20 protein-coding genes are annotated in these 16,512 nt (G+C 69.9%); 12 read left to right on the top strand and 8 right to left on the bottom strand.

Annotated features, from left to right (window positions below; genetic code table 11):
• Nucleotides 1-163 precede the first annotated feature (163 nt).
• The gene (locus ACAM26_RS02575; protein WP_123138988.1) at nucleotides 164-1,030 is read right to left on the bottom strand and encodes a YicC/YloC family endoribonuclease; all 867 of its coding nucleotides are present in this window, start codon (nucleotides 1,028-1,030) and stop codon (nucleotides 164-166) included.
• Between the two features lie 230 nt (nucleotides 1,031-1,260).
• On the opposite strand from ACAM26_RS02575, the gene ACAM26_RS02570 reads away from it, so the two are divergent.
• The 8 genes from ACAM26_RS02570 (at nucleotide 1,261) to ACAM26_RS02535 (ending at nucleotide 6,610) form a co-directional block, all read left to right on the top strand.
• Nucleotides 1,261-2,199, top strand: coding sequence for a serine/threonine-protein kinase (locus tag ACAM26_RS02570; RefSeq protein ID WP_123138987.1), 939 nt, complete (start codon nucleotides 1,261-1,263; stop codon nucleotides 2,197-2,199).
• Between the two features lie 56 nt (nucleotides 2,200-2,255).
• A complete protein-coding gene (gene rph / locus ACAM26_RS02565; protein WP_062271544.1) occupies nucleotides 2,256-2,972 on the top strand; it encodes a ribonuclease PH in 717 nt (238 codons plus the stop codon).
• Between the two features lie 35 nt (nucleotides 2,973-3,007).
• Entirely contained in the window at nucleotides 3,008-3,625 is a 618-nt protein-coding gene (gene rdgB, locus ACAM26_RS02560) for an RdgB/HAM1 family non-canonical purine NTP pyrophosphatase (protein WP_369613075.1), read from the top strand.
• 24 nt (nucleotides 3,626-3,649) lie between these two features.
• Nucleotides 3,650-4,345 carry a YggS family pyridoxal phosphate-dependent enzyme gene (locus ACAM26_RS02555; RefSeq protein ID WP_369613074.1) on the top strand — a complete coding sequence of 232 codons (696 nt, stop codon included), beginning with the start codon at nucleotides 3,650-3,652 and terminating at the stop codon, nucleotides 4,343-4,345.
• 61 nt (nucleotides 4,346-4,406) lie between these two features.
• On the top strand, nucleotides 4,407-5,237 hold the full coding sequence (proC, locus tag ACAM26_RS02550; protein WP_123138985.1) for a pyrroline-5-carboxylate reductase: 831 nt from the start codon (nucleotides 4,407-4,409) through the stop codon (nucleotides 5,235-5,237).
• The gene (locus ACAM26_RS02545; RefSeq protein WP_123138984.1) at nucleotides 5,234-5,809 is read left to right on the top strand and encodes a YggT family protein; all 576 of its coding nucleotides are present in this window, start codon (nucleotides 5,234-5,236) and stop codon (nucleotides 5,807-5,809) included. Before proC ends, ACAM26_RS02545 begins: the two co-directional genes overlap by 4 nt.
• Before the next feature lie 7 nt (nucleotides 5,810-5,816).
• Nucleotides 5,817-6,107 (top strand): DUF167 family protein, encoded by a 291-nt coding sequence (locus tag ACAM26_RS02540; RefSeq protein ID WP_123138983.1) that lies wholly within the window; start codon nucleotides 5,817-5,819, stop codon nucleotides 6,105-6,107.
• 44 nt (nucleotides 6,108-6,151) lie between these two features.
• On the top strand, nucleotides 6,152-6,610 hold the full coding sequence (locus ACAM26_RS02535) for a DUF4426 domain-containing protein (RefSeq protein WP_165913409.1): 459 nt from the start codon (nucleotides 6,152-6,154) through the stop codon (nucleotides 6,608-6,610).
• Between the two features lie 16 nt (nucleotides 6,611-6,626).
• Here ACAM26_RS02535 and ACAM26_RS02530 read toward each other — a convergent pair whose 3' ends face one another.
• Nucleotides 6,627-7,325, bottom strand: a complete 699-nt coding sequence (locus ACAM26_RS02530) for a sulfite exporter TauE/SafE family protein (RefSeq protein ID WP_369613073.1) — start codon at nucleotides 7,323-7,325, stop codon at nucleotides 6,627-6,629.
• Between the two features lie 144 nt (nucleotides 7,326-7,469).
• Between ACAM26_RS02530 and pyrE the strand changes: the two genes are divergently transcribed.
• Both pyrE and ACAM26_RS02520 read left to right on the top strand, forming a co-directional pair.
• The gene (gene pyrE, locus ACAM26_RS02525; protein ID WP_369613478.1) at nucleotides 7,470-8,111 is read left to right on the top strand and encodes an orotate phosphoribosyltransferase; all 642 of its coding nucleotides are present in this window, start codon (nucleotides 7,470-7,472) and stop codon (nucleotides 8,109-8,111) included.
• Nucleotides 8,112-8,233: 122 nt separating this feature from the next.
• Nucleotides 8,234-9,172, top strand: coding sequence for a DUF4124 domain-containing protein (locus tag ACAM26_RS02520; protein ID WP_132228343.1), 939 nt, complete (start codon nucleotides 8,234-8,236; stop codon nucleotides 9,170-9,172).
• Nucleotides 9,173-9,175: 3 nt separating this feature from the next.
• On the opposite strand, the gene argB is transcribed toward ACAM26_RS02520, so the two are convergent.
• The 3 genes from argB to coaBC all read right to left on the bottom strand — a co-directional run bounded on the left by argB (nucleotide 9,176) and on the right by coaBC (nucleotide 11,918).
• Entirely contained in the window at nucleotides 9,176-10,072 is an 897-nt protein-coding gene (argB, locus tag ACAM26_RS02515; RefSeq protein ID WP_123138979.1) for an acetylglutamate kinase, read from the bottom strand.
• 192 nt (nucleotides 10,073-10,264) lie between these two features.
• On the bottom strand, nucleotides 10,265-10,723 hold the full coding sequence (dut, locus tag ACAM26_RS02510) for a dUTP diphosphatase (RefSeq protein ID WP_123142971.1): 459 nt from the start codon (nucleotides 10,721-10,723) through the stop codon (nucleotides 10,265-10,267).
• A complete protein-coding gene (gene coaBC, locus ACAM26_RS02505) occupies nucleotides 10,707-11,918 on the bottom strand; it encodes a bifunctional phosphopantothenoylcysteine decarboxylase/phosphopantothenate--cysteine ligase CoaBC (RefSeq protein ID WP_123138977.1) in 1,212 nt (403 codons plus the stop codon). Before coaBC ends, dut begins: the two co-directional genes overlap by 17 nt.
• A gap of 105 nt (nucleotides 11,919-12,023) precedes the next feature.
• Here coaBC and radC point away from each other — a divergent pair, with 105 nt between their 5' ends.
• Complete coding sequence (gene radC / locus ACAM26_RS02500; protein WP_123138976.1) at nucleotides 12,024-12,698, top strand: DNA repair protein RadC; 675 nt, start codon at nucleotides 12,024-12,026, stop codon at nucleotides 12,696-12,698.
• Here the strand turns inward: radC and ACAM26_RS02495 are convergent.
• Nucleotides 12,582-13,481, bottom strand: a complete 900-nt coding sequence (locus tag ACAM26_RS02495; protein WP_369613072.1) for an ATP-binding protein — start codon at nucleotides 13,479-13,481, stop codon at nucleotides 12,582-12,584. The two genes, radC and ACAM26_RS02495, sit on opposite strands and share 117 nt — an antisense overlap.
• An 11-nt stretch (nucleotides 13,482-13,492) precedes the next feature.
• Complete coding sequence (locus ACAM26_RS02490; RefSeq protein WP_369613071.1) at nucleotides 13,493-14,059, bottom strand: metallophosphoesterase; 567 nt, start codon at nucleotides 14,057-14,059, stop codon at nucleotides 13,493-13,495.
• A gap of 201 nt (nucleotides 14,060-14,260) precedes the next feature.
• On the opposite strand from ACAM26_RS02490, the gene ACAM26_RS02485 reads away from it, so the two are divergent.
• A complete protein-coding gene (locus ACAM26_RS02485) occupies nucleotides 14,261-15,835 on the top strand; it encodes a carbon-nitrogen hydrolase family protein (protein WP_123138974.1) in 1,575 nt (524 codons plus the stop codon).
• A gap of 93 nt (nucleotides 15,836-15,928) precedes the next feature.
• On the opposite strand, the gene ACAM26_RS02480 is transcribed toward ACAM26_RS02485, so the two are convergent.
• Nucleotides 15,929-16,414 (bottom strand): Hsp20/alpha crystallin family protein, encoded by a 486-nt coding sequence (locus tag ACAM26_RS02480; protein ID WP_123142968.1) that lies wholly within the window; start codon nucleotides 16,412-16,414, stop codon nucleotides 15,929-15,931.
• Nucleotides 16,415-16,512: the final 98 nt, after the last annotated feature.

Here is a 16,512-nt window from a genome sequence, read left to right as displayed (position 1 = left end):
CAACCGCGAGCCCGGAGCGGACTCGGGCGTGCCTTTCCACCTGGGTGCGCGAGACGAAAAAGGCGCAATTATACGACCTTGCAACGGCCCTCGACAGCGGCGCGTGGTGTATGCGAGAACGTCCCTGTCGCTGTCGCCAGCGGCGCGCGACAGGCGTCCGAGGTCATTCGATGTTCTGGATCTGCTCGCGCATCTGCTCGATCAGCACCTTCATGTCGACCACGGTGCGGGTGATGGTGACGTCGGAGGACTTGGAGCCGATGGTGTTGGTCTCGCGGTTGAGCTCCTGCATCAGGAAGTCGAGCCGGCGACCGATCGGCTCGTCGCGCTCGAGCACGCTGCGTACCTCGGCGATATGGGCGGTGAGCCGGTCCATCTCCTCGTCGACGTCGAGCTTGGTGGCGACGAGCACGATCTCCTGTTCGAGACGGGCTTCGTCGAGCTCCTCGCGCAGCTCGGCGAGACGCTCGGCGAGCCGGGCGCGGGTCTCGGCGATGACCTCGGGCATGCGGTTGCGCACTTGTCCGACACAGACCTCGAGCCGGTCGCAGCGCTCGCGTACCAGCTGCGCGAGGCGCGCGCCCTCGCGCTCGCGGGTGGCGATCAGGCCGTCGATGGTCTGATCGAGCAGCGCCATCGCGGCGGCGCCGATCTGATCGAGATCGCGCTCCTGCTCCCGGATCACGCCGGGCCAGCGCAGCAGTTCGAAGGGCGTGGGGCGGGTGTCGCGACCGCTGAGCCCGGCGAGGGCATCGCCGGCGGCGAGCAGCTGCTCGACCAGCGGGCGGTTGAGCTCGAGCGCGACCGGGGCGCCGGCGCCGGGATTGAAGCGCAGCGCGCAGTCGACCTTGCCGCGGTGCAGGCGCTCGCCGAGCCGCGCGCGGATCCGGGTGTCGAGCGCGCGCAGCTCCTCGGGCAGGCGCAGCATCGGCTCGAGATAGCGATGGTTGACGGTCCTGAGCTCCCAGGTAAGCTCGCCGAGCGCGCTCTGGCTGGATTCGCGGGCGAAGGCGGTCATGCTCTTGATCATGCTGGCGCGGCTCTCGGGGGCGGAAGAACGGTCGGATGGACTCCAGTATAAGGCAGCGTCGCCCGGCCTTTCGAGCGTCGGTGTCGTGGGTGGTGCGTATACTTGGCGCCGATGCGTGTCGCCCCGTGACGCGTGTCGTCGCCATCGGGCGCCATCAATGGGTGCCGTGTAGCAAGACACCCGGTCCGGCCGTTCGGCCGCCCGGGTCCAGTGGAGCAGATGATCCAGCCATGGCCCTGGCCCGACAAAGCCTCTCTCCGGGCACCCTGGTGGGTGCCTATCAGCTCGCCGAGGTCATCGGCAAGGGCGGCTTCAGCCTGATCTATCTCGCCCACGACCTCGACACCGGGGCCGAGGTGGTGATCAAGGAGTACATGCCGAAGAAGCTCGCCCGCCGCCGCGACGGCGGGCGTGTCGTCCCGATGAGCGCCGAGCAGGCGCTGTCGCTGCACCACGGGCGCCGACTGTTCTTCCAGGAGGTGCAGGCGCTGGCCTCGCTGTCGCACCCGAGCATCGTCCGCGTGCTCGACTTCTTCCTCGCCAACGACACCGGCTATCTGGTGATGCCCAACGAGCGCGGGCGCAACCTCTCGGGCTATCTGCAGCAGCGCCGCGGCGGCGTCAGCACCACCTTTCTGCTGGATGTCTTCGTGCCGGTGCTCGATGCCCTGGCGCTGATGCACCGGCACGCGATGGTCCATCTCGACGTCAAGCCCGGCAACATCCATCTGCGTCACGGCAACCAGCCGCTGCTGCTCGATCTCGGCGCGGTGCACCCGCTCAACCGCGAGCGTGCCCGCGGCAGCCAGGTGGTCACCGCCGGTTACTCGCCGGTCGAGCAGTACTTCAGTCGCGCCGAGCTCGGTCCCTGGACCGATGTCTATGCCGTCGGCGCGAGCATCCGCACCTGCATGGAGCGCAAGACCCCGCCCCCGGCGCTCGAGCGCAAGAAGGAGGACACCCTGGTGTCGGCGCGCGAGGCGCTCGCCGGGCGCTATCCCGGCTTCCTGCTCGAGGCGGTCGACTGGGCGATGCAGATGGAGGCGGCGCGCCGTCCGCGGGATGCCAGCGCGTTGCTCGACTGGTTGCGCCCGCACCTGGATCGCTACCGGACGGGCGCGGTCACCAGCGCCGCCGACAGCCGTCCGACCGGGGTCGAGGCGCATTGACGCCCCCCTGGCCGGCGACCGAAGATGGCCGGCCAATCAACCGAGAGACAGAGCCCATGCGACCATCCCAACGCCGTCCCGACCAGCTGCGCGACCTGCGCTTCACCCGTGGCTTCACCAAGCACGCCGAGGGCTCGGTGCTGGTGGAGTTCGGCGACACCCGGGTGCTCTGTACCGCCAGTGTCGAGGCCCGGGTGCCGCCCTTTCTCAGGGGCCAGGGCAAGGGCTGGGTGACCGCCGAGTACGGCATGCTGCCGCGCGCCACCGGCGAGCGCAGCCCGCGCGAGGCGGCGCGCGGCAAGCAGGGCGGTCGCACCCTCGAGATCCAGCGCCTGATCGGGCGCGCGCTGCGGACCGCGATCGATCTCGACGCCCTCGGCGAGCGCACCATCACCCTCGACTGCGACGTCCTCCAGGCCGACGGCGGCACCCGCACCGCGGCGATCTCCGGCGCCTGGGTGGCGCTGCGCGAGGCCGTCGACGGTCTGCTCGCCAGCGGCGCGCTCGGCGCCGATCCGCTGCACACCCAGGTCGCGGCGGTCTCGGTCGGGGTGTTCGAGGGCGAGCCGGTGCTCGATCTCGACTATGCCGAGGACAGCAAGGCCGAGACCGACATGAACCTGGTGATGGACGCCGACGGGCGCTTCATCGAGATTCAGGGTACCGCCGAGGGCGTGCCCTTCGCCCGCGCCGAACTCGACGCGCTGCTGGCACTGGGCGAGGCCGGCATTCGCGAGATCCAGGCCGCGCAGCGCGCGGTGCTGGCCGACTGACCACCCGATCAACCCACCTGCCGATGGACCCCGCCATGAACCCAAATGCACCCGAGACCCGGATCGTGCTGGCGAGCAACAATGCCGGCAAGGTCCGCGAGATCAACCAGCTGCTCGCCGCCAGCGGGCTGCAGGTCGAGCCACAGCGCGACCACGCCATCCCCGAGATCGAGGAGACCGGGCTGAGCTTCGTCGAGAACGCCATCCTCAAGGCGCGCAACGCCGCGCGTCACAGTGGGCTGCCGGCGATTGCCGACGACTCCGGGATCGAGGTTGACGCCCTCCAGGGCGCGCCCGGGATCCGCTCGGCGCGTTATGCCGGGGCGGGCGCGAGCGATGCCGAGAACCTCGCGCAGCTGCTGCAGGCGCTCGCCGGTGTCGCCCCCGAGGCGCGCAGCGCGCGTTTCCAGTGCGTGCTGGTCTATCTGCGTCATGCCGAGGATCCGACCCCGGTGATCTGCCAGGGCACCTGGGAGGGGCGGGTGCTCGAGACCCCGCGCGGCACCAACGGCTTCGGCTACGACCCGGTGTTCTTCGTCCCCGAGACCGGCTGCAGCGCCGCCGAGCTCGACGCCGAGACCAAGAACCGGCTCAGTCATCGCGGCCAGGCGCTGCGGTTGCTGCAGGCGCGGCTGGCGCCGGCGGGTGTCTGAGTCCCAACGAACACGTTATCGATCATGACCCAAGAGACCATCGACACGCGGCTGCAGCAGGTGCAGTCGCGCATCCAGGCCGTCGCCGCGCGCGCCGGGCGCGATCCGGCCACGATCGCGCTGCTGGCGGTGAGCAAGAAGCAGCCGCTGGCGGCCATCGCCGCCGCCCACGAGGCCGGCCAGCGCGCCTTCGGCGAGAGCTATGTGCAGGAGGCGCTCGACAAGATCACCGCGCTCGAGGCGCCCGGCATCGAATGGCACTTCATCGGTCGGGTGCAGTCGAACAAGACGCGCCAGATCGCCGCCCACTTCGACTGGGTGCACGGGCTGTGCAGCCCGGATCACGCCCGTCGGCTCAACGACCAGCGCCCCGCGGATGCCGCGCCGCTCAACGTCTGCATCCAGGTCAATCTCGCCGGCGAGGCGAGCAAGGCCGGACTCGCGCCCGAACAGGCCGCCGAGCTGCTGGCGCTCTGCGAGACCCTGCCGGCGCTGCGCGTGCGCGGGCTGATGACGCTGCCGCCGCCGGCCGAGGACGAGGCCGCGCAGCGCGTCCCCTTCCGCGCGCTGCGCGCGCTGCGCGACACGCTGGCCAGCGCCGCCACCCCGCTCGAGTGTCTGTCGATGGGGATGTCGGGCGATCTCGAGGCGGCGATCCTCGAGGGCTCGACCCTGGTGCGGGTCGGCACCGCGGTGTTCGGGCCGCGTCCTTATAATTGAGTTTTGGCATGGCGCCCGCCGGGCGTCTGCCGCATGGTTTCCTTCTGTTTCCGGGGTTGATATGACGACAGCCAGCATTGCCTTCATCGGTGGCGGCAACATGGCCACCAGCCTGATCGCCGGCCTGATCGCCGACGGCTACGATGCCGCCGCGATCCGGGTCGTCGAGCCCGACGACCAGCGCCGCGGCGAGCTGCAGGCGCGCTTCGGCGTGCGTGCCTTCGCCGCTGGTGCCGCCGCGATCGACGGGGTCGAGATCGTCGCCCTGTGCGTCAAGCCGCAGGTCGCCGCCGCCGTCTGCCGTGATCTGGCCCCGGCGCTCGCCGGTCGCCGGGTGCTGGTGATCTCGGTGATGGCCGGGGTGCGCGAGGCGACGCTGCAACGCTGGCTCGGCGCGCCGCTGCCGGTGGTGCGGGCGATGCCCAACACCCCGGCGATGGTGCAGAGCGGTGCGATCGGCCTGCACGCCAGCGCCGAGGTCGATGCCGCCGGTCGCAATCATGCCGAGACCATCCTGCGCGCCGCCGGGCTGACCCGCTGGGTCGACAACGAGGCGCAGATCGATGCCGTCACCGCCATCTCCGGCAGTGGCCCGGCCTATTTCCTGCGCTTCATGGAGGCGCTCGAGGAGGCCGGGGTCGCCCTCGGGCTGGATGCCGAGACGGCGCGGTTGCTGACCGTACAGACCGCGCTCGGCGCGGCCAAGATGGCCATGGAGAGCGACGAGACCCCGGCGCGGCTGCGCGAACGGGTGACCTCGCCCGGCGGTACCACGGCGCGCGCGCTGGCGGTGTTCGACGGCGCCGACCTGCACGATCTGGTGGCGCGTGCCGCGCGTGCCGCGCGTGATCGCGCCGCCGAGATCTCGACCGAGCTCGAGGGCCAGTCATGAGTTCGTCCTATCTGCTCAATCCCGCCGTCTTCCTGATCCAGACCCTGTTCGGGCTCTATGCCGCGGTGGTGGCCATCCGCTTCCTGCTGCAGTGGTCGCGCGCCGACTTCTACAACCCGATCTCGCAGTTCGTGGTCAAGGTCACCACCCCGGTGCTGCGCCCGCTGCGCAAGCTGGTGCCCGGCTACGGCGGACTCGATCTCGCCTCGCTGCTGCTGGTGTGGCTGCTGCTTGCCGTCGAGTCGTTGCTGCTGATGCTGCTGCTCGGGGTCGATCGCTCGCCCTTCGCGGTGCTCGGCTGGGCCGTGCCCGGGGTGCTGGAGCTGTTCTTCGACATCTTCTTCTTCGCCGTGCTGGCGCGCGCCCTGCTCAGCTGGCTCAACCCCGATCCCTTCAACCCGGCCGTGGCGCTGCTCGCGCGCCTGACCGATCCGCTGATGCGTCCGGCGCAGCGGCTGATCCCCCCGATCGGTGGCATCGACCTGTCGCCGATGGCGGTGCTGATCGGGTTGGTGCTGCTCAAGATGCTGCTGGTGCCGCCGCTCGATTTCCTCGTCGGCAATCCCTTCTGAGGCGGGCATGAGCTGGTATCGCTGGAGCGGGGAGGATCTGGAGCTGTCGTTGCGGGTGCAGGTGCGCGCGCCGCGCGACGCCTTCATCGGCCCCGATCCCGGTGGCGAGTATTACCGGGTCCGGATCAAGGCCCCGCCGGTCGATGGCAAGGGCAATCAGGCGCTGCGGCGGTTCGTCGCCGACGCCTTCGGGGTGGCACCCTCGCGGGTCACCCTAATCGGGGGCGAGCACGCACGCTACAAGCGGCTGCGCATCGAGGCGCCGCAGCAGCTCCCCCTACCCGTCGAGCGCCCCTGAAGCCGCGAGTCTTTCGCTCAATGTGTTCAACAGGAGATTGCGTTATGTTCAGACTTAGAGCCCTGCTGCTCCCGCTCGGCGTGGCACTGAGCCTCAGCGCCCCGGTCGGCGCCGAGACCGCCACCAGTGCCGATGGCTACCAGATCCACTACAACGCCATCCCCACCGCGACGCTCAACCCCGAGATCGCCAGTGAGTTCAAGATCCTGCGCAGCAAGCGCCGCGGCATGCTCAACGTCGGCGTGCGCGGTCCGAGCGAACAGGGCATGGGGGCGCCGACCCGCGCGCGCATCGAGGTCGAGGCCTTGACCCCGCCCTCGACCGAGACCACGCGTGTGCCGATGCGCGAGATCACCATCCCCGAGCGCGGCACCGTGCACTATGTCGGTGAGTTCCCGATCGAGGAGGAGCAGGTGATGGTGTTCCGCATCGCGGTGACCCCCGAGGGCAGCGATCAGACCACCGAGGTCGAGCTCGAACAGCAGTTCTTTACCGAGGACTGATCCCCGCCGCGCGCGTTCATCGCAGCACCAGGAGCTGCCAGAGCGCGTGCACCCCGAAGCCCGTCACCACCGCCCCGGCGAGCTGGCGCACCCAGACGCGCTCGCCGAGCCTGGCGGCTGCGCCGGCGAGTAGCCCGAGCCCGACCAGGGTCGGCAGGGTGCCGGCGCCGAAGGCGAGCATCACCAGTGCGCCGCGTCCGGCATCGGCACTCGCCAGGGCGCTGATCAGCACGCTATAGACCAGCCCGCAGGGCAGCCAGGCCCAGATCAGCCCGATCAGCGCCGCCCGCGGCAGGCTGCGCACCGGCAGCAGCGCGCGCCCCAGCGGTTCGAGCCGGCGCCACAGCACCAGTCCCAGTCGCTCGCCGAGCGCGAGTACCCGCCACCAGCCGCCGAGATAGAGCCCGAGCAGGATCATCACCACCCCGGCGAGGCCATAGAGCGCGCGCTGCACCGCCAGCAGCGGACCGAGTTCGACCAGCAGCGCCCCCAGCGCGCCGACCAGCGCCCCGGCCAGGGCATAGCCGGCGATGCGCGCGAGGTTGTAGGCGAGCAGGAAGGGCAGCAGGCGCAACGGCTGGGCGCGGGTCGCGGGATCGAGTCCGAGGGTGAGGGTGCCGGCGACGCCGCCGCACATCCCCAGGCAGTGCACGCCGCCGAGCAGGCCGACGAGGAAGGCGGTGGGATAGAGTCCCAGTGGGGCCTGTTCGAGCATCGATCGACTCCTCGCAGGGCGCGCGACCCTGCTCAAATGCACGGATGAGCGTTTATCCTATTGGGTCTGTGGCGCCGGCGCGGCCTGGTCGTGTCGGGCGCCGATCCCATCCATCCGACGCTTTCTTTCAGGACACGCCCCATGATGCAAGACTACCAGCGCGACCTTCTGGACTTCGCGACCTCGATCGGCGCGCTCCGGTTCGGCGAGTTCACGCTGAAATCCGGCCGCCAGAGCCCCTATTTCTTCAATGCCGGTCTGTTCGACACGGGTGTGCGCCTGGCGCGGCTGGGCGAGGCCTTCGCCCAGCGCATCGTCGACGCCGGGGTCGAGTTCGACGTGCTCTACGGTCCCGCCTACAAGGGCATCCCGCTGGCGGCGACCACCGCCATCGCACTCGCCATCAAGCACGACCGCGACCAGCCCTATGCCTTCAACCGCAAGGAGGCCAAGGACCACGGCGAGGGCGGCACCATCGTCGGCAGTCCGCTGCGCGGCCGGGTGCTGATCATCGACGACGTGATCACCGCCGGGACCTCGGTGCGCGAGTCGGTCGAGATCATCCGCGCTGCCGGGGCCGAGCCCGCGGGGGTGGTGATCGCGCTCGATCGTCAGGAGCGCGGGCGCGATGTCCGCTCGGCGGTGCAGGAGGTCGAGGAGACCTATGCCATGCCGGTCTACAGCGTGGTCACCCTCGATGATCTCATCGCCTTCCTCGGCGAGCGCCCCGAGGCCGACGCGATGGCCGCCGCGGTGCGCGATTATCGCGCCCGTTACGGGGCCTGATCGCCGCACGCAAGCCAGGGAGGGCGGGCGCCGCCGCTGGTCTGCCGGTCCGTGAGCGCGGCGCGGCGAAGCCTCCCCGGCGGCGCTCAGCGCCCCTTCCTCGATCGTCAGGAGGTCTTGCGATGTCGAAGCGATCGCCCCGCCCAAGTCCACTCTGCTCGCTGGTCGTGGCGGCCTGTCTGTGCGGTTGTCTGCAGCAGGTCGAGGCGCGCCTGTATCGCTGGGTCGACGAGACGGGCAACATCCATTATTCCGATATCCTGCCGGCCGAGTCGGTCGATCGCGGGCATGTCGAACTCGATACCCGTGGCGTCGAGCGCGAGACGGTCCCGCCCGCGCCCTCCGAGGCGGAGATCGAGGCCGAGCGCGCCCGCGCGCTGGCACAGATGTATGACGACTACATCCTCGCGAATTATCGCAACGAGGAGGATGTCCGCATGGTCATGCAGGGGCAACTGAGCGCGCTCGACGCCCGCATCCAGGTGCAGCGCGACGGCATCCGCCGCGAACGGACGCGTCTCGAGGCGCTCGCCACCGAGCGGGCCGGGGCCGATCAGGGGCAGGCCGAGACCCTGCGTACGCTGGAATCCGAGGTGATCGAGGTCGAGCGACGGATTCTCGAGCACTATCGCCGCATCGTCGGTCTGGAGCGCTCCAAGGACGCGGCGCGCCGACGCTTCGCCGAGGTGCTGGAGCGGCTGCGTGAGCTACGTGGGCTGGACGGGGAGGCGGCGGCGCCGCTCCCGGTGCCATCCCATCGTCTGGTGTGTGGTGAGCGCGCGCGCTGCGCGCGCGACTGGACGCGGGCGCGGGCCTATCTGACGGAGCGCTTCGCGCCGCCCGAGTTGCACCAGAGCATCGATCTGCTGATCGCCCGGGTGCGTGACGAGCGCGAGGTGCGGGTGCTCACCCTGGCCCGGCTGAGCGGGCTGGAGGGCGGCACCGTGCTCTATCTCGACCTGCAGTGCCGCAACCGGCTGACCGGCGCCGACGACTGTATCGACGCCGCCGCCAAGGCCACGGTCGCGGGCTTTCGCGACGCGCTGCGGTCCCCGCGCTGAGTCTCAGCGGCTGCGGATCAGGGTACCGACGCCCTCGTCGGTGAACAGATCGAGCATCACCGCGTGCTCCACCCGGCCGTCGATGATGTGCGCCGAACGCACCCCGGAGTGCACCGCGTCGAGCGCACAGCGGGTCTTCGGCAGCATCCCGCCGGAGATCACCCCCTCCTCGATCAGCGCCTCGACCCGCGCCGCGTCGATCTCCTTGATCAGCGTGCCCTCGCCGTCGAGCAGCCCGGGGGTGTTGGTCAGCAGCAGCAGCTTCTCGGCCTCGAGCACCTCGGCCATCTTGCCGGCGACCAGATCGGCGTTGATGTTGTAGGCGCGACCGTCCTCACCGACCCCGATCGGTGCGATCACCGGGATGAAGTCGCTCTTGACCAGCATGTGCAGGACGTGGGGGGCGATGCTCTCGACCTCACCGACATGGCCGAGGTCGATGATCTCGGAGGCCTTGAGCTCGGGTGCGCCGCGGCGCAGCACCAGCTTGCGGGCGCGGATCAGGTCGCCGTCCTTGCCGGTGAGACCGACGGCATGGCCGCCGTGCTGGTTGATGAAGTTGACGATCTCCTTGTTGACCAATCCGCCGAGGACCATCTCGACCACGTCCATGGTCTCGGCGTCGGTCACCCGCATCCCCTGGACGAACTCGGTGGCCTTGCCCAGACGCTTGAGCAGCGAGCCGATCTGCGGGCCGCCGCCGTGGACGATCACCGGGTTGATGCCGACGAGCTTCATCAGCACCACGTCGCGGGCGAAGCCCTGCTTGAGGCGCTCGTCGACCATGGCGTTGCCGCCGTACTTGATCACCATGGTCTTGCCCTGGAAGCGACGGATATAGGGCAGCGACTCGTTGAGGACGTGGGCGATGGTATGGGCGCGTTCGTTTGCGAGTGTCATCTGTGGTGTCCGGGTCTGTCGATGCGTCGGCGCGCCGGGCGGCGCGGGTGGGACGCGGGTGGGGCGAGCGGAGACGATCGGCGCGTCTTCGCAGCGGGTGCGCCGGGGCGGTCCTGGAGGCCGATGGCGGGCATCCCCGGCGTGGCGCGGCGCCGCGCCGGCGGTCCGCCGGCGCGCGCTCTGGCGCTCGATTCAGTGTCTGCCGGTGTGGCCGAAGCCGCCCGCGCCACGGTTGGTGGCGTCGAATGCATCGACCACCCGCAATTCGGCCTGCAGTACCGGCACCAATATCAGCTGGGCGATGCGCTCACCGGGCTCGATACGGAAGGAGGCCGTACCGCGGTTCCAGCAGGAGACCATCAGCGGTCCCTGGTAGTCGGAGTCGATCAACCCGACCAGGTTGCCGAGGACGATGCCGTGGCGATGGCCCAGCCCGGAGCGCGGCAGGATCATCCCGGCGACGCCGGGCTCGGCGATGTGGATCGCCATCCCGGTGGGCAGCAGCTCGGCGTCGCCGGGGGCGAGCTCGAGCGGGGCCTCGAGCATGGCACGCAGGTCGAGCCCGGCCGAGCCGGTGGTGGCGTATTGCGGCAGTGGATAGTCGCGCCCGAGTCGGGGATCGAGCAGCTTGACGTCAAGACGATGGTGCATGGTGTTCGAGATAGCGTTCGGCGATGAGTTCGGCCAGCGCCCGCGCGAGTCGGGGCTTGGCCATCATGGGCAGGTCGCGCTGACCGTCGGGCCAGAGCACGGTGAGCGCGTTCTCCTCGCGTTCGAAGCCGCCGCGCGGACCGCCGACACGATTGGCGGCGATCATATCGAGCCCCTTGTCGACGAGCTTGCCACGGGCATAGTGCTCGACCCGCTCGGTCTCGGCGGCGAAGCCGACGGTGAAGGGGGCGGGGCGGCGCGCGGCGACCTCGGCGAGGATGTCGGGGTTGCGTTCGAGACGGATCTCGAGCGCGGCGTGTTCCTTCTTGATCTTGGTCTCGGCCGGGGCGACCGGGCGATAGTCGGCGACCGCGGCGGTGCCGACGAAGAGTTCACAGGCGTCGGCGCGGGCGATCACCTCGGCGTGCATCTGCAGCGCGGTCTCGACCTGCACCACCTGCTCGACCGGCGGTGGCGTCAGCGCGGTGGGGCCGCTGACCAGGGTCACCCGGGCGCCGAGCGCGGTGAGCGCCTCGGCCAGCGCATAGCCCATGCGCCCGGAGCTGCGGTTGCCGAGATAGCGCACCGGGTCGAGCGGCTCGCGGGTGGGGCCTGCGGTGAGCAGCACCCGGACCCCGTCGAGCGGTCGCGCCGGGTGCAGCGCGGCGGCGATCTCGGCCGGTTCGAGCATCCGCCCCGGGCCCTCGTCGCCGCACGCCTGGACGCCGACGCCGGGGCCGATCACCTGGACGCCGCGCGCGCGCAACCGCGCCAGGTTGTCCTGGGTGGCCGGGTGGCACCACATCTGTTGGTTCATCGCCGGGGCGATCGCCAGCGGTGCCGGGCTGGCCAGCACCAGGGTGGTGAGCAGGTCGTCGGCGATGCCGGCGGCCAGCCGCGCCATCAGGTCGGCGGTGGCCGGGGCGATGAGGATCTGGTCGGCCCAGCGGGCGAGCTCGATGTGGCCCATCCCGGCCTCGGCGCCGGGGTCGAGCATCTCGACCCGCGCCGGGCGCCCGGAGACGGCCTGAAAGGTCAGCGGACCGACGAAGGCGGTGGCCGCCCGGGTCATCACCACCTGTACCTCGCAGCCCTGCTCGCTGAGGCGACGGACCAGCTCGACCGACTTGTAGGCGGCAATACCGCCCCCGACCCCGAGCAGGATGCGGGATCCCGCGCTTGGTTGAGTCGACAAATCGTGTATCCTTGGTGTTCGAATCGGATCAGTTTAACGCAGATCACCGGGTGCGAGCGCGACCGCCGAGCGTGGCCGGACGGCACCCGGCGGGAGACCACGGCGATGCCGATCCGCGACTGGCCGAGTGCCGAGCGCCCGCGCGAGAAGCTGTTGGCGCACGGCGCGCAGGCGCTCACCGACGCCGAGCTGCTGGCGATCTTCCTGCGCACCGGGGTAACCGGCAAGAGCGCGGTCGACCTGGCGCGCGAGCTGCTCGCCGACTACGGCGGGCTGCCCGGTCTGCTCGCCGCCGACCAGCGCCGCTTCTGCGCCGGCAAGGGGCTGGGCACGGCCAAGTACGCGCAGCTCCAGGCGGTACTCGAACTCAGCCGCCGCTATCTGTTCAGCCGCATCGGCGGCGCCGATGCGCTCAGCGACGTGCAGTGCACCCGCGACTATCTCAAGCTACGTCTCTACGGCTCGCCGCACGAGATCTTCGCCTGTCTCTTCCTCGACACCCGCAACCGGGTGATCCGCTACGAGGAGCTGTTCCGCGGCACCGTCGACGGCGCCAGCGTACACCCGCGCGAGGTGGTGCGACGGGTGCTCGAGACCAATGCCGCAGCGGTGATCTTCGCCCACAACCACCCCTCCGGGGTCGCCGAGCCGAGTCAGGCCGATCTACGCATCACCGAGCGGTTGCGCGCCGCCCTGGCGCTGATCGACGTGCGCGTGCTCGATCACTTCGTCATTGGCGCCGGCGCGGGCGTCTCCTTCGCCGAGCGCGGCCTGCTCTGAGTCCGGGCGCGGCCGCTCGCTCGGCCAGCCCGGCTCGGGCAGCTCGCCCTCGGTCATGATCGGGCGCATGGCGTGGAGCATGTTGGCGAACAGCCCCTGGTGCTCGCGCTCCTCGCGCGCCAGCAGGGTCTTCATGTAGGCGCGCTGCGAGGGCATGGTGAAGCAGGCCGGGCAGCTGTCGGGCACCACCGGCAGCCCGGCGTGGGCGGCGAAGTCGGCGGTCTGGCGCTCGCGACAGTAGGCCAGCGGACGGATCACCCGCAGGTCGCCCTCCTGGTTGCGATAGTGCGCCTTCATGGTGCGCAGCTGGCCGCCGTGGAACAGCGACATCATCAGGCTCTCGGCGAGGTCGTCGAGGTGCTGGCCGAGGGCGAGCACGTTGTAGCCGTGCTCGCGACAGAGACGGTACATGATGCCGCGCTTCATCCGCGAGCAGTAGGCGCAGAAGGAGTCGCCGTCCATGTGCGTCTTGGCCTGCTCCATCAGCGGCTGCTGCTCGTAGTGCCAGGGCACGCCGAGGCGAGTGTAGTAGTCCTTGAGCGGTTGCGGGTCGAACCCCGGCACCTCGGGGTCGACGGTGAGCGCGGCGAGCTCGAAGCGTACCGGGGCATAGGTGCGCAGATGGGCGAGGACGTGGAGCAGCGACAGCGAGTCCTTGCCGCCGGAGACGCCGAGCAGGATGCGGTCGCCGTCGCCGATCATGCGGAAGTCGGCGATGGCGCGGCCGACCTGACGCAGCAGGGACTTCGGGGGTTTGACGAGGTGCGCGGTGGTTGAACTCATGAATGGTGTCGTCAGGCGATGCGCGCGCGCGGCGCGTGCGAATGATGGGTGAATCTGTGCACCTCGACCGTCCAGGTCGAGGTGCGTGCCTCGAGGATCAGGCAGGAGGGGCCGCCGTGGGTCCGGGTGCGGCCGGCCGCGCCCGGGTTGAGCACCCAGGGCGAGACGTCGGTGTCGACGACCAGCCGATGGCTGTGACCGTACACCAGGACCCGGGCCTCGGGGAAGCGTCGGCGCAGCCAGCCGTGGCGGTCGCGCGCCGGGGTCTGGTGGCCGTGGATCACCACCAGGGTGCCGCCGGGCAGGGGGTAGGCGCGCCACTCCGGCAGGTGCTGGAGCAGCTCGCGGTCGGCGCTCGGCCACTGGCGCGGCGAGTCGTTGTTGCCATAGACCGCGAGCACCCGCCCCTGACGGGGTTGCAGGCGCGCGAGCACGGCGGCGTTGCCGATGTCGCCGGCGTGCACCGCGAGGTCGCAGTCGCCGACCAGTTGCTCGATACGTCCATCGAGGCTGCCGTGGGTGTCGGCGAGCAGGGCCACGCGCAGCGCGGGTTCGGGTTGTGGGGCGGGGGTCGGCATGATCTCGGTCCGTGAATGACGTGTGCTCGCCGCGGCGGTCGCCGCTCGGCGGTGGTGTCCGTCCGCCGTGGCGAACCCGTCAGTCTACTGATGATTCTCAATGTGAGGGTGACCGATAGGCAGCGACAAGGGTGTGGGGTCTGGCACAATCGATGGTCCGGTATCGACGCCGGCCATCCCTTCAGCCGAGGAGTGCACGACATGTCCAGCTCCACCCAGGCCAGATCCACCAAGCCCCAACTGTTGGTCCGCAACGCTCGCATCGCCGATATTCCCGCTATCCGCGCCCTGGTCGCCAAGGTCTACCAGAGCGCCGGCATGGGCACCTATTCGGCAGCGATGTTGCGCGGCCAGATCAACAATTTCGCCGAGGGACAGTTCGTCGCCGAGTATCAGGGCGAGATCGTCGGCTACTGCGCCACCTTCCTGATCAGCGGTCAGTTCGCGCTCAAGCCCCATACCTGGGCCGAGATCAGCGGCGGCGGCTATGCCTCGCGGCACGACCCCGACGGCGACTATCTCTACGGCATGGAGGTCTGCGTCGACCCCGATTATCGCGGGCTGCGCATCGGTCAGCGTCTCTATGACGCGCGCAAGAAGCTGGCGCGCGCCTGGGACGCCAAGGGGATCGTCTTCGGTGGCCGGCTGCCGACCCTGGCGCGACGAGTGCGCCGCTTCGACGGTCCCGAGCACTATCTCGAGGAGGCCAAGGCCAGCCGCCAGCGCGACCCGGTGCTCGCCTTCCAGATGCGCAACGGCTTCGAGGTGCTCGGGCTGCTGCCGGATTACCTCAAGGAGGACAAGGAGTCGCTCGGGTATGCGGTGCATCTGCTGTGGCGCAACCCCAATGCCCCGGACGAGCAGGAGGAGCGTCGCGCCAAGAGCTATGGGGCGCGGTTGCCCGACACCGTGCGGGTGGCGACGGTGCAGTACATGCAGCGCCGGGTGGGGTCGTTCGATGAATTCATCGATCTGGTGCGCTATTTCGTCGACGTCACCGCCGACTATCGCGCCGACTTCGTGGTCTTCCCCGAGCTGTTCTCGCTACAGCTGCTGTCGATGGAGGACCAGGAGCTGTCGCCGGCCGAGTCGATCGAGGCGCTCACCAAGTACACCACGCCGCTCAAGGAAGCGCTCAGCGAGATGGCGGTGCGCTACAACATCAACATCATCGGCGGTTCGCACCCGACGCGGATGGCCAATGGCCGGGTCGAGAACATCTGCTACGTCTGTCTGCGTGGCGGCGAGGTCCACGAGCAGCCGAAGATCCACCCGACCCCCAACGAGGTCTACTGGTGGAACATCGAGGGCGGCGACTCGCTCAACGCGATCAACACCGACTGCGGTCCCATCGGGGTGCTGATCTGCTACGACTCGGAGTTCCCCGAACTCGGCCGTCATCTCGTCGACCAGGGCGCCAACATCATCTTCGTGCCCTTCTGCACCGACGAGCGCCAGTCCTATCTGCGGGTGCGCTACTGCTGTCAGGCGCGGGCGGTGGAGAACCAGTGCTATGTCGCCCTCTCGGGCAACGTCGGCAACCTGCCGAACGTGCACAACATGGACATCCAGTACGCCCAGAGCTGCATCCTCACCCCCTGCGACTTCCCCTTCGCGCGCGATGGCATCGCCGCCGACACCACGCCCAACGTCGAGACCGTGGCCTTCGCCGACCTGCGTCTCGAGGCGCTGCGCGCGGCGCGCAACTCGGGCACGGTGCAGAACCTGAAGGATCGACGTCACGATCTCTACACCACGGTGTGGCGCGAGCGCTGAGGGACGGGTCGTGCCGGGGCCGCAACGACGCGCCCCCGGGCCGGGTGTCGGCACCGGGGGCGTTGCGGGCTCGGGGGCCCGCGTGGTGGATGATCACTTCACCTCGACGCGGCGGCGCTCGGCGCGCTCGGTCTTCGGCAGGTGGACCTCGAGGACGCCGTCCTCGAAGGTCGCCTCGACCCGCTCGGTGGCGACCTCATCGGGCAGCCGGATGCTGCGGGTGAAGCCACCGCGGGCGATCTCGGTGTGGCAGTAGGTGCCGTGCTCCTCGCGGGTCTCGTGCGCCCGCTCGCCCTTGATGGTGAGCAGCCGTCCGCTGAGCTCGATCTCCAGGTCCTTGCGAGCCACGCCCGGCACCTCGGCGCGGACCAGGATCTCGTCGTCGCGGTCGATCACGTCCATCCGCGGTACCACCGCCGTCGCCTTGGTCTCGGCGTCCCAGCCCGGCCACAGCCCGGGGAACGGACGCTGCAGCCAGCCCTGTCGCATCATCTGCTCGAAGGCGCGATCCATCTCGTCGAAGAGGGTCGGCGCGCGCTGCGCGCTGGTCTCGGCGGGCATCTTCGTCTTGGTCTTCATGGCACTCCCCTCCTCCCTCGCATCAGCTCGGGGTTTCTGCTTCAAGCATAGCCTGCCGGCGGCCGTTTTCAATCCCGATCATTTCGTTTTTATTTCTT

This window comes from Marichromatium sp. PS1 (assembly GCF_041155115.1).
Classification (GTDB): Bacteria; Pseudomonadota; Gammaproteobacteria; order Chromatiales; family Chromatiaceae; genus Marichromatium; species Marichromatium gracile.
The sequence above is the reverse complement of the archived record's forward strand: the minus strand, read 5'-3'. Positions and strand labels throughout refer to the sequence as shown.

Coding starts and splice junctions, on each gene's coding strand:
- ACAM26_RS02575 (WP_123138988.1), bottom strand. CDS start 1,030: ATGATCAAGAGCATGACCGCCTTCGCCCGCGAATCCAGCCAGAGCGCG.
- ACAM26_RS02570 (WP_123138987.1), top strand. CDS start 1,261: ATGGCCCTGGCCCGACAAAGCCTCTCTCCGGGCACCCTGGTGGGTGCC.
- rph (WP_062271544.1), top strand. CDS start 2,256: ATGCGACCATCCCAACGCCGTCCCGACCAGCTGCGCGACCTGCGCTTC.
- rdgB (WP_369613075.1), top strand. CDS start 3,008: ATGAACCCAAATGCACCCGAGACCCGGATCGTGCTGGCGAGCAACAAT.
- ACAM26_RS02555 (WP_369613074.1), top strand. CDS start 3,650: ATGACCCAAGAGACCATCGACACGCGGCTGCAGCAGGTGCAGTCGCGC.
- proC (WP_123138985.1), top strand. CDS start 4,407: ATGACGACAGCCAGCATTGCCTTCATCGGTGGCGGCAACATGGCCACC.
- ACAM26_RS02545 (WP_123138984.1), top strand. CDS start 5,234: ATGAGTTCGTCCTATCTGCTCAATCCCGCCGTCTTCCTGATCCAGACC.
- ACAM26_RS02540 (WP_123138983.1), top strand. CDS start 5,817: ATGAGCTGGTATCGCTGGAGCGGGGAGGATCTGGAGCTGTCGTTGCGG.
- ACAM26_RS02535 (WP_165913409.1), top strand. CDS start 6,152: ATGTTCAGACTTAGAGCCCTGCTGCTCCCGCTCGGCGTGGCACTGAGC.
- ACAM26_RS02530 (WP_369613073.1), bottom strand. CDS start 7,325: ATGCTCGAACAGGCCCCACTGGGACTCTATCCCACCGCCTTCCTCGTC.
- pyrE (WP_369613478.1), top strand. CDS start 7,470: ATGCAAGACTACCAGCGCGACCTTCTGGACTTCGCGACCTCGATCGGC.
- ACAM26_RS02520 (WP_132228343.1), top strand. CDS start 8,234: ATGTCGAAGCGATCGCCCCGCCCAAGTCCACTCTGCTCGCTGGTCGTG.
- argB (WP_123138979.1), bottom strand. CDS start 10,072: ATGACACTCGCAAACGAACGCGCCCATACCATCGCCCACGTCCTCAAC.
- dut (WP_123142971.1), bottom strand. CDS start 10,723: ATGCACCATCGTCTTGACGTCAAGCTGCTCGATCCCCGACTCGGGCGC.
- radC (WP_123138976.1), top strand. CDS start 12,024: ATGCCGATCCGCGACTGGCCGAGTGCCGAGCGCCCGCGCGAGAAGCTG.
- ACAM26_RS02495 (WP_369613072.1), bottom strand. CDS start 13,481: ATGAGTTCAACCACCGCGCACCTCGTCAAACCCCCGAAGTCCCTGCTG.
- ACAM26_RS02490 (WP_369613071.1), bottom strand. CDS start 14,059: ATGCCGACCCCCGCCCCACAACCCGAACCCGCGCTGCGCGTGGCCCTG.
- ACAM26_RS02485 (WP_123138974.1), top strand. CDS start 14,261: ATGTCCAGCTCCACCCAGGCCAGATCCACCAAGCCCCAACTGTTGGTC.
- ACAM26_RS02480 (WP_123142968.1), bottom strand. CDS start 16,414: ATGAAGACCAAGACGAAGATGCCCGCCGAGACCAGCGCGCAGCGCGCG.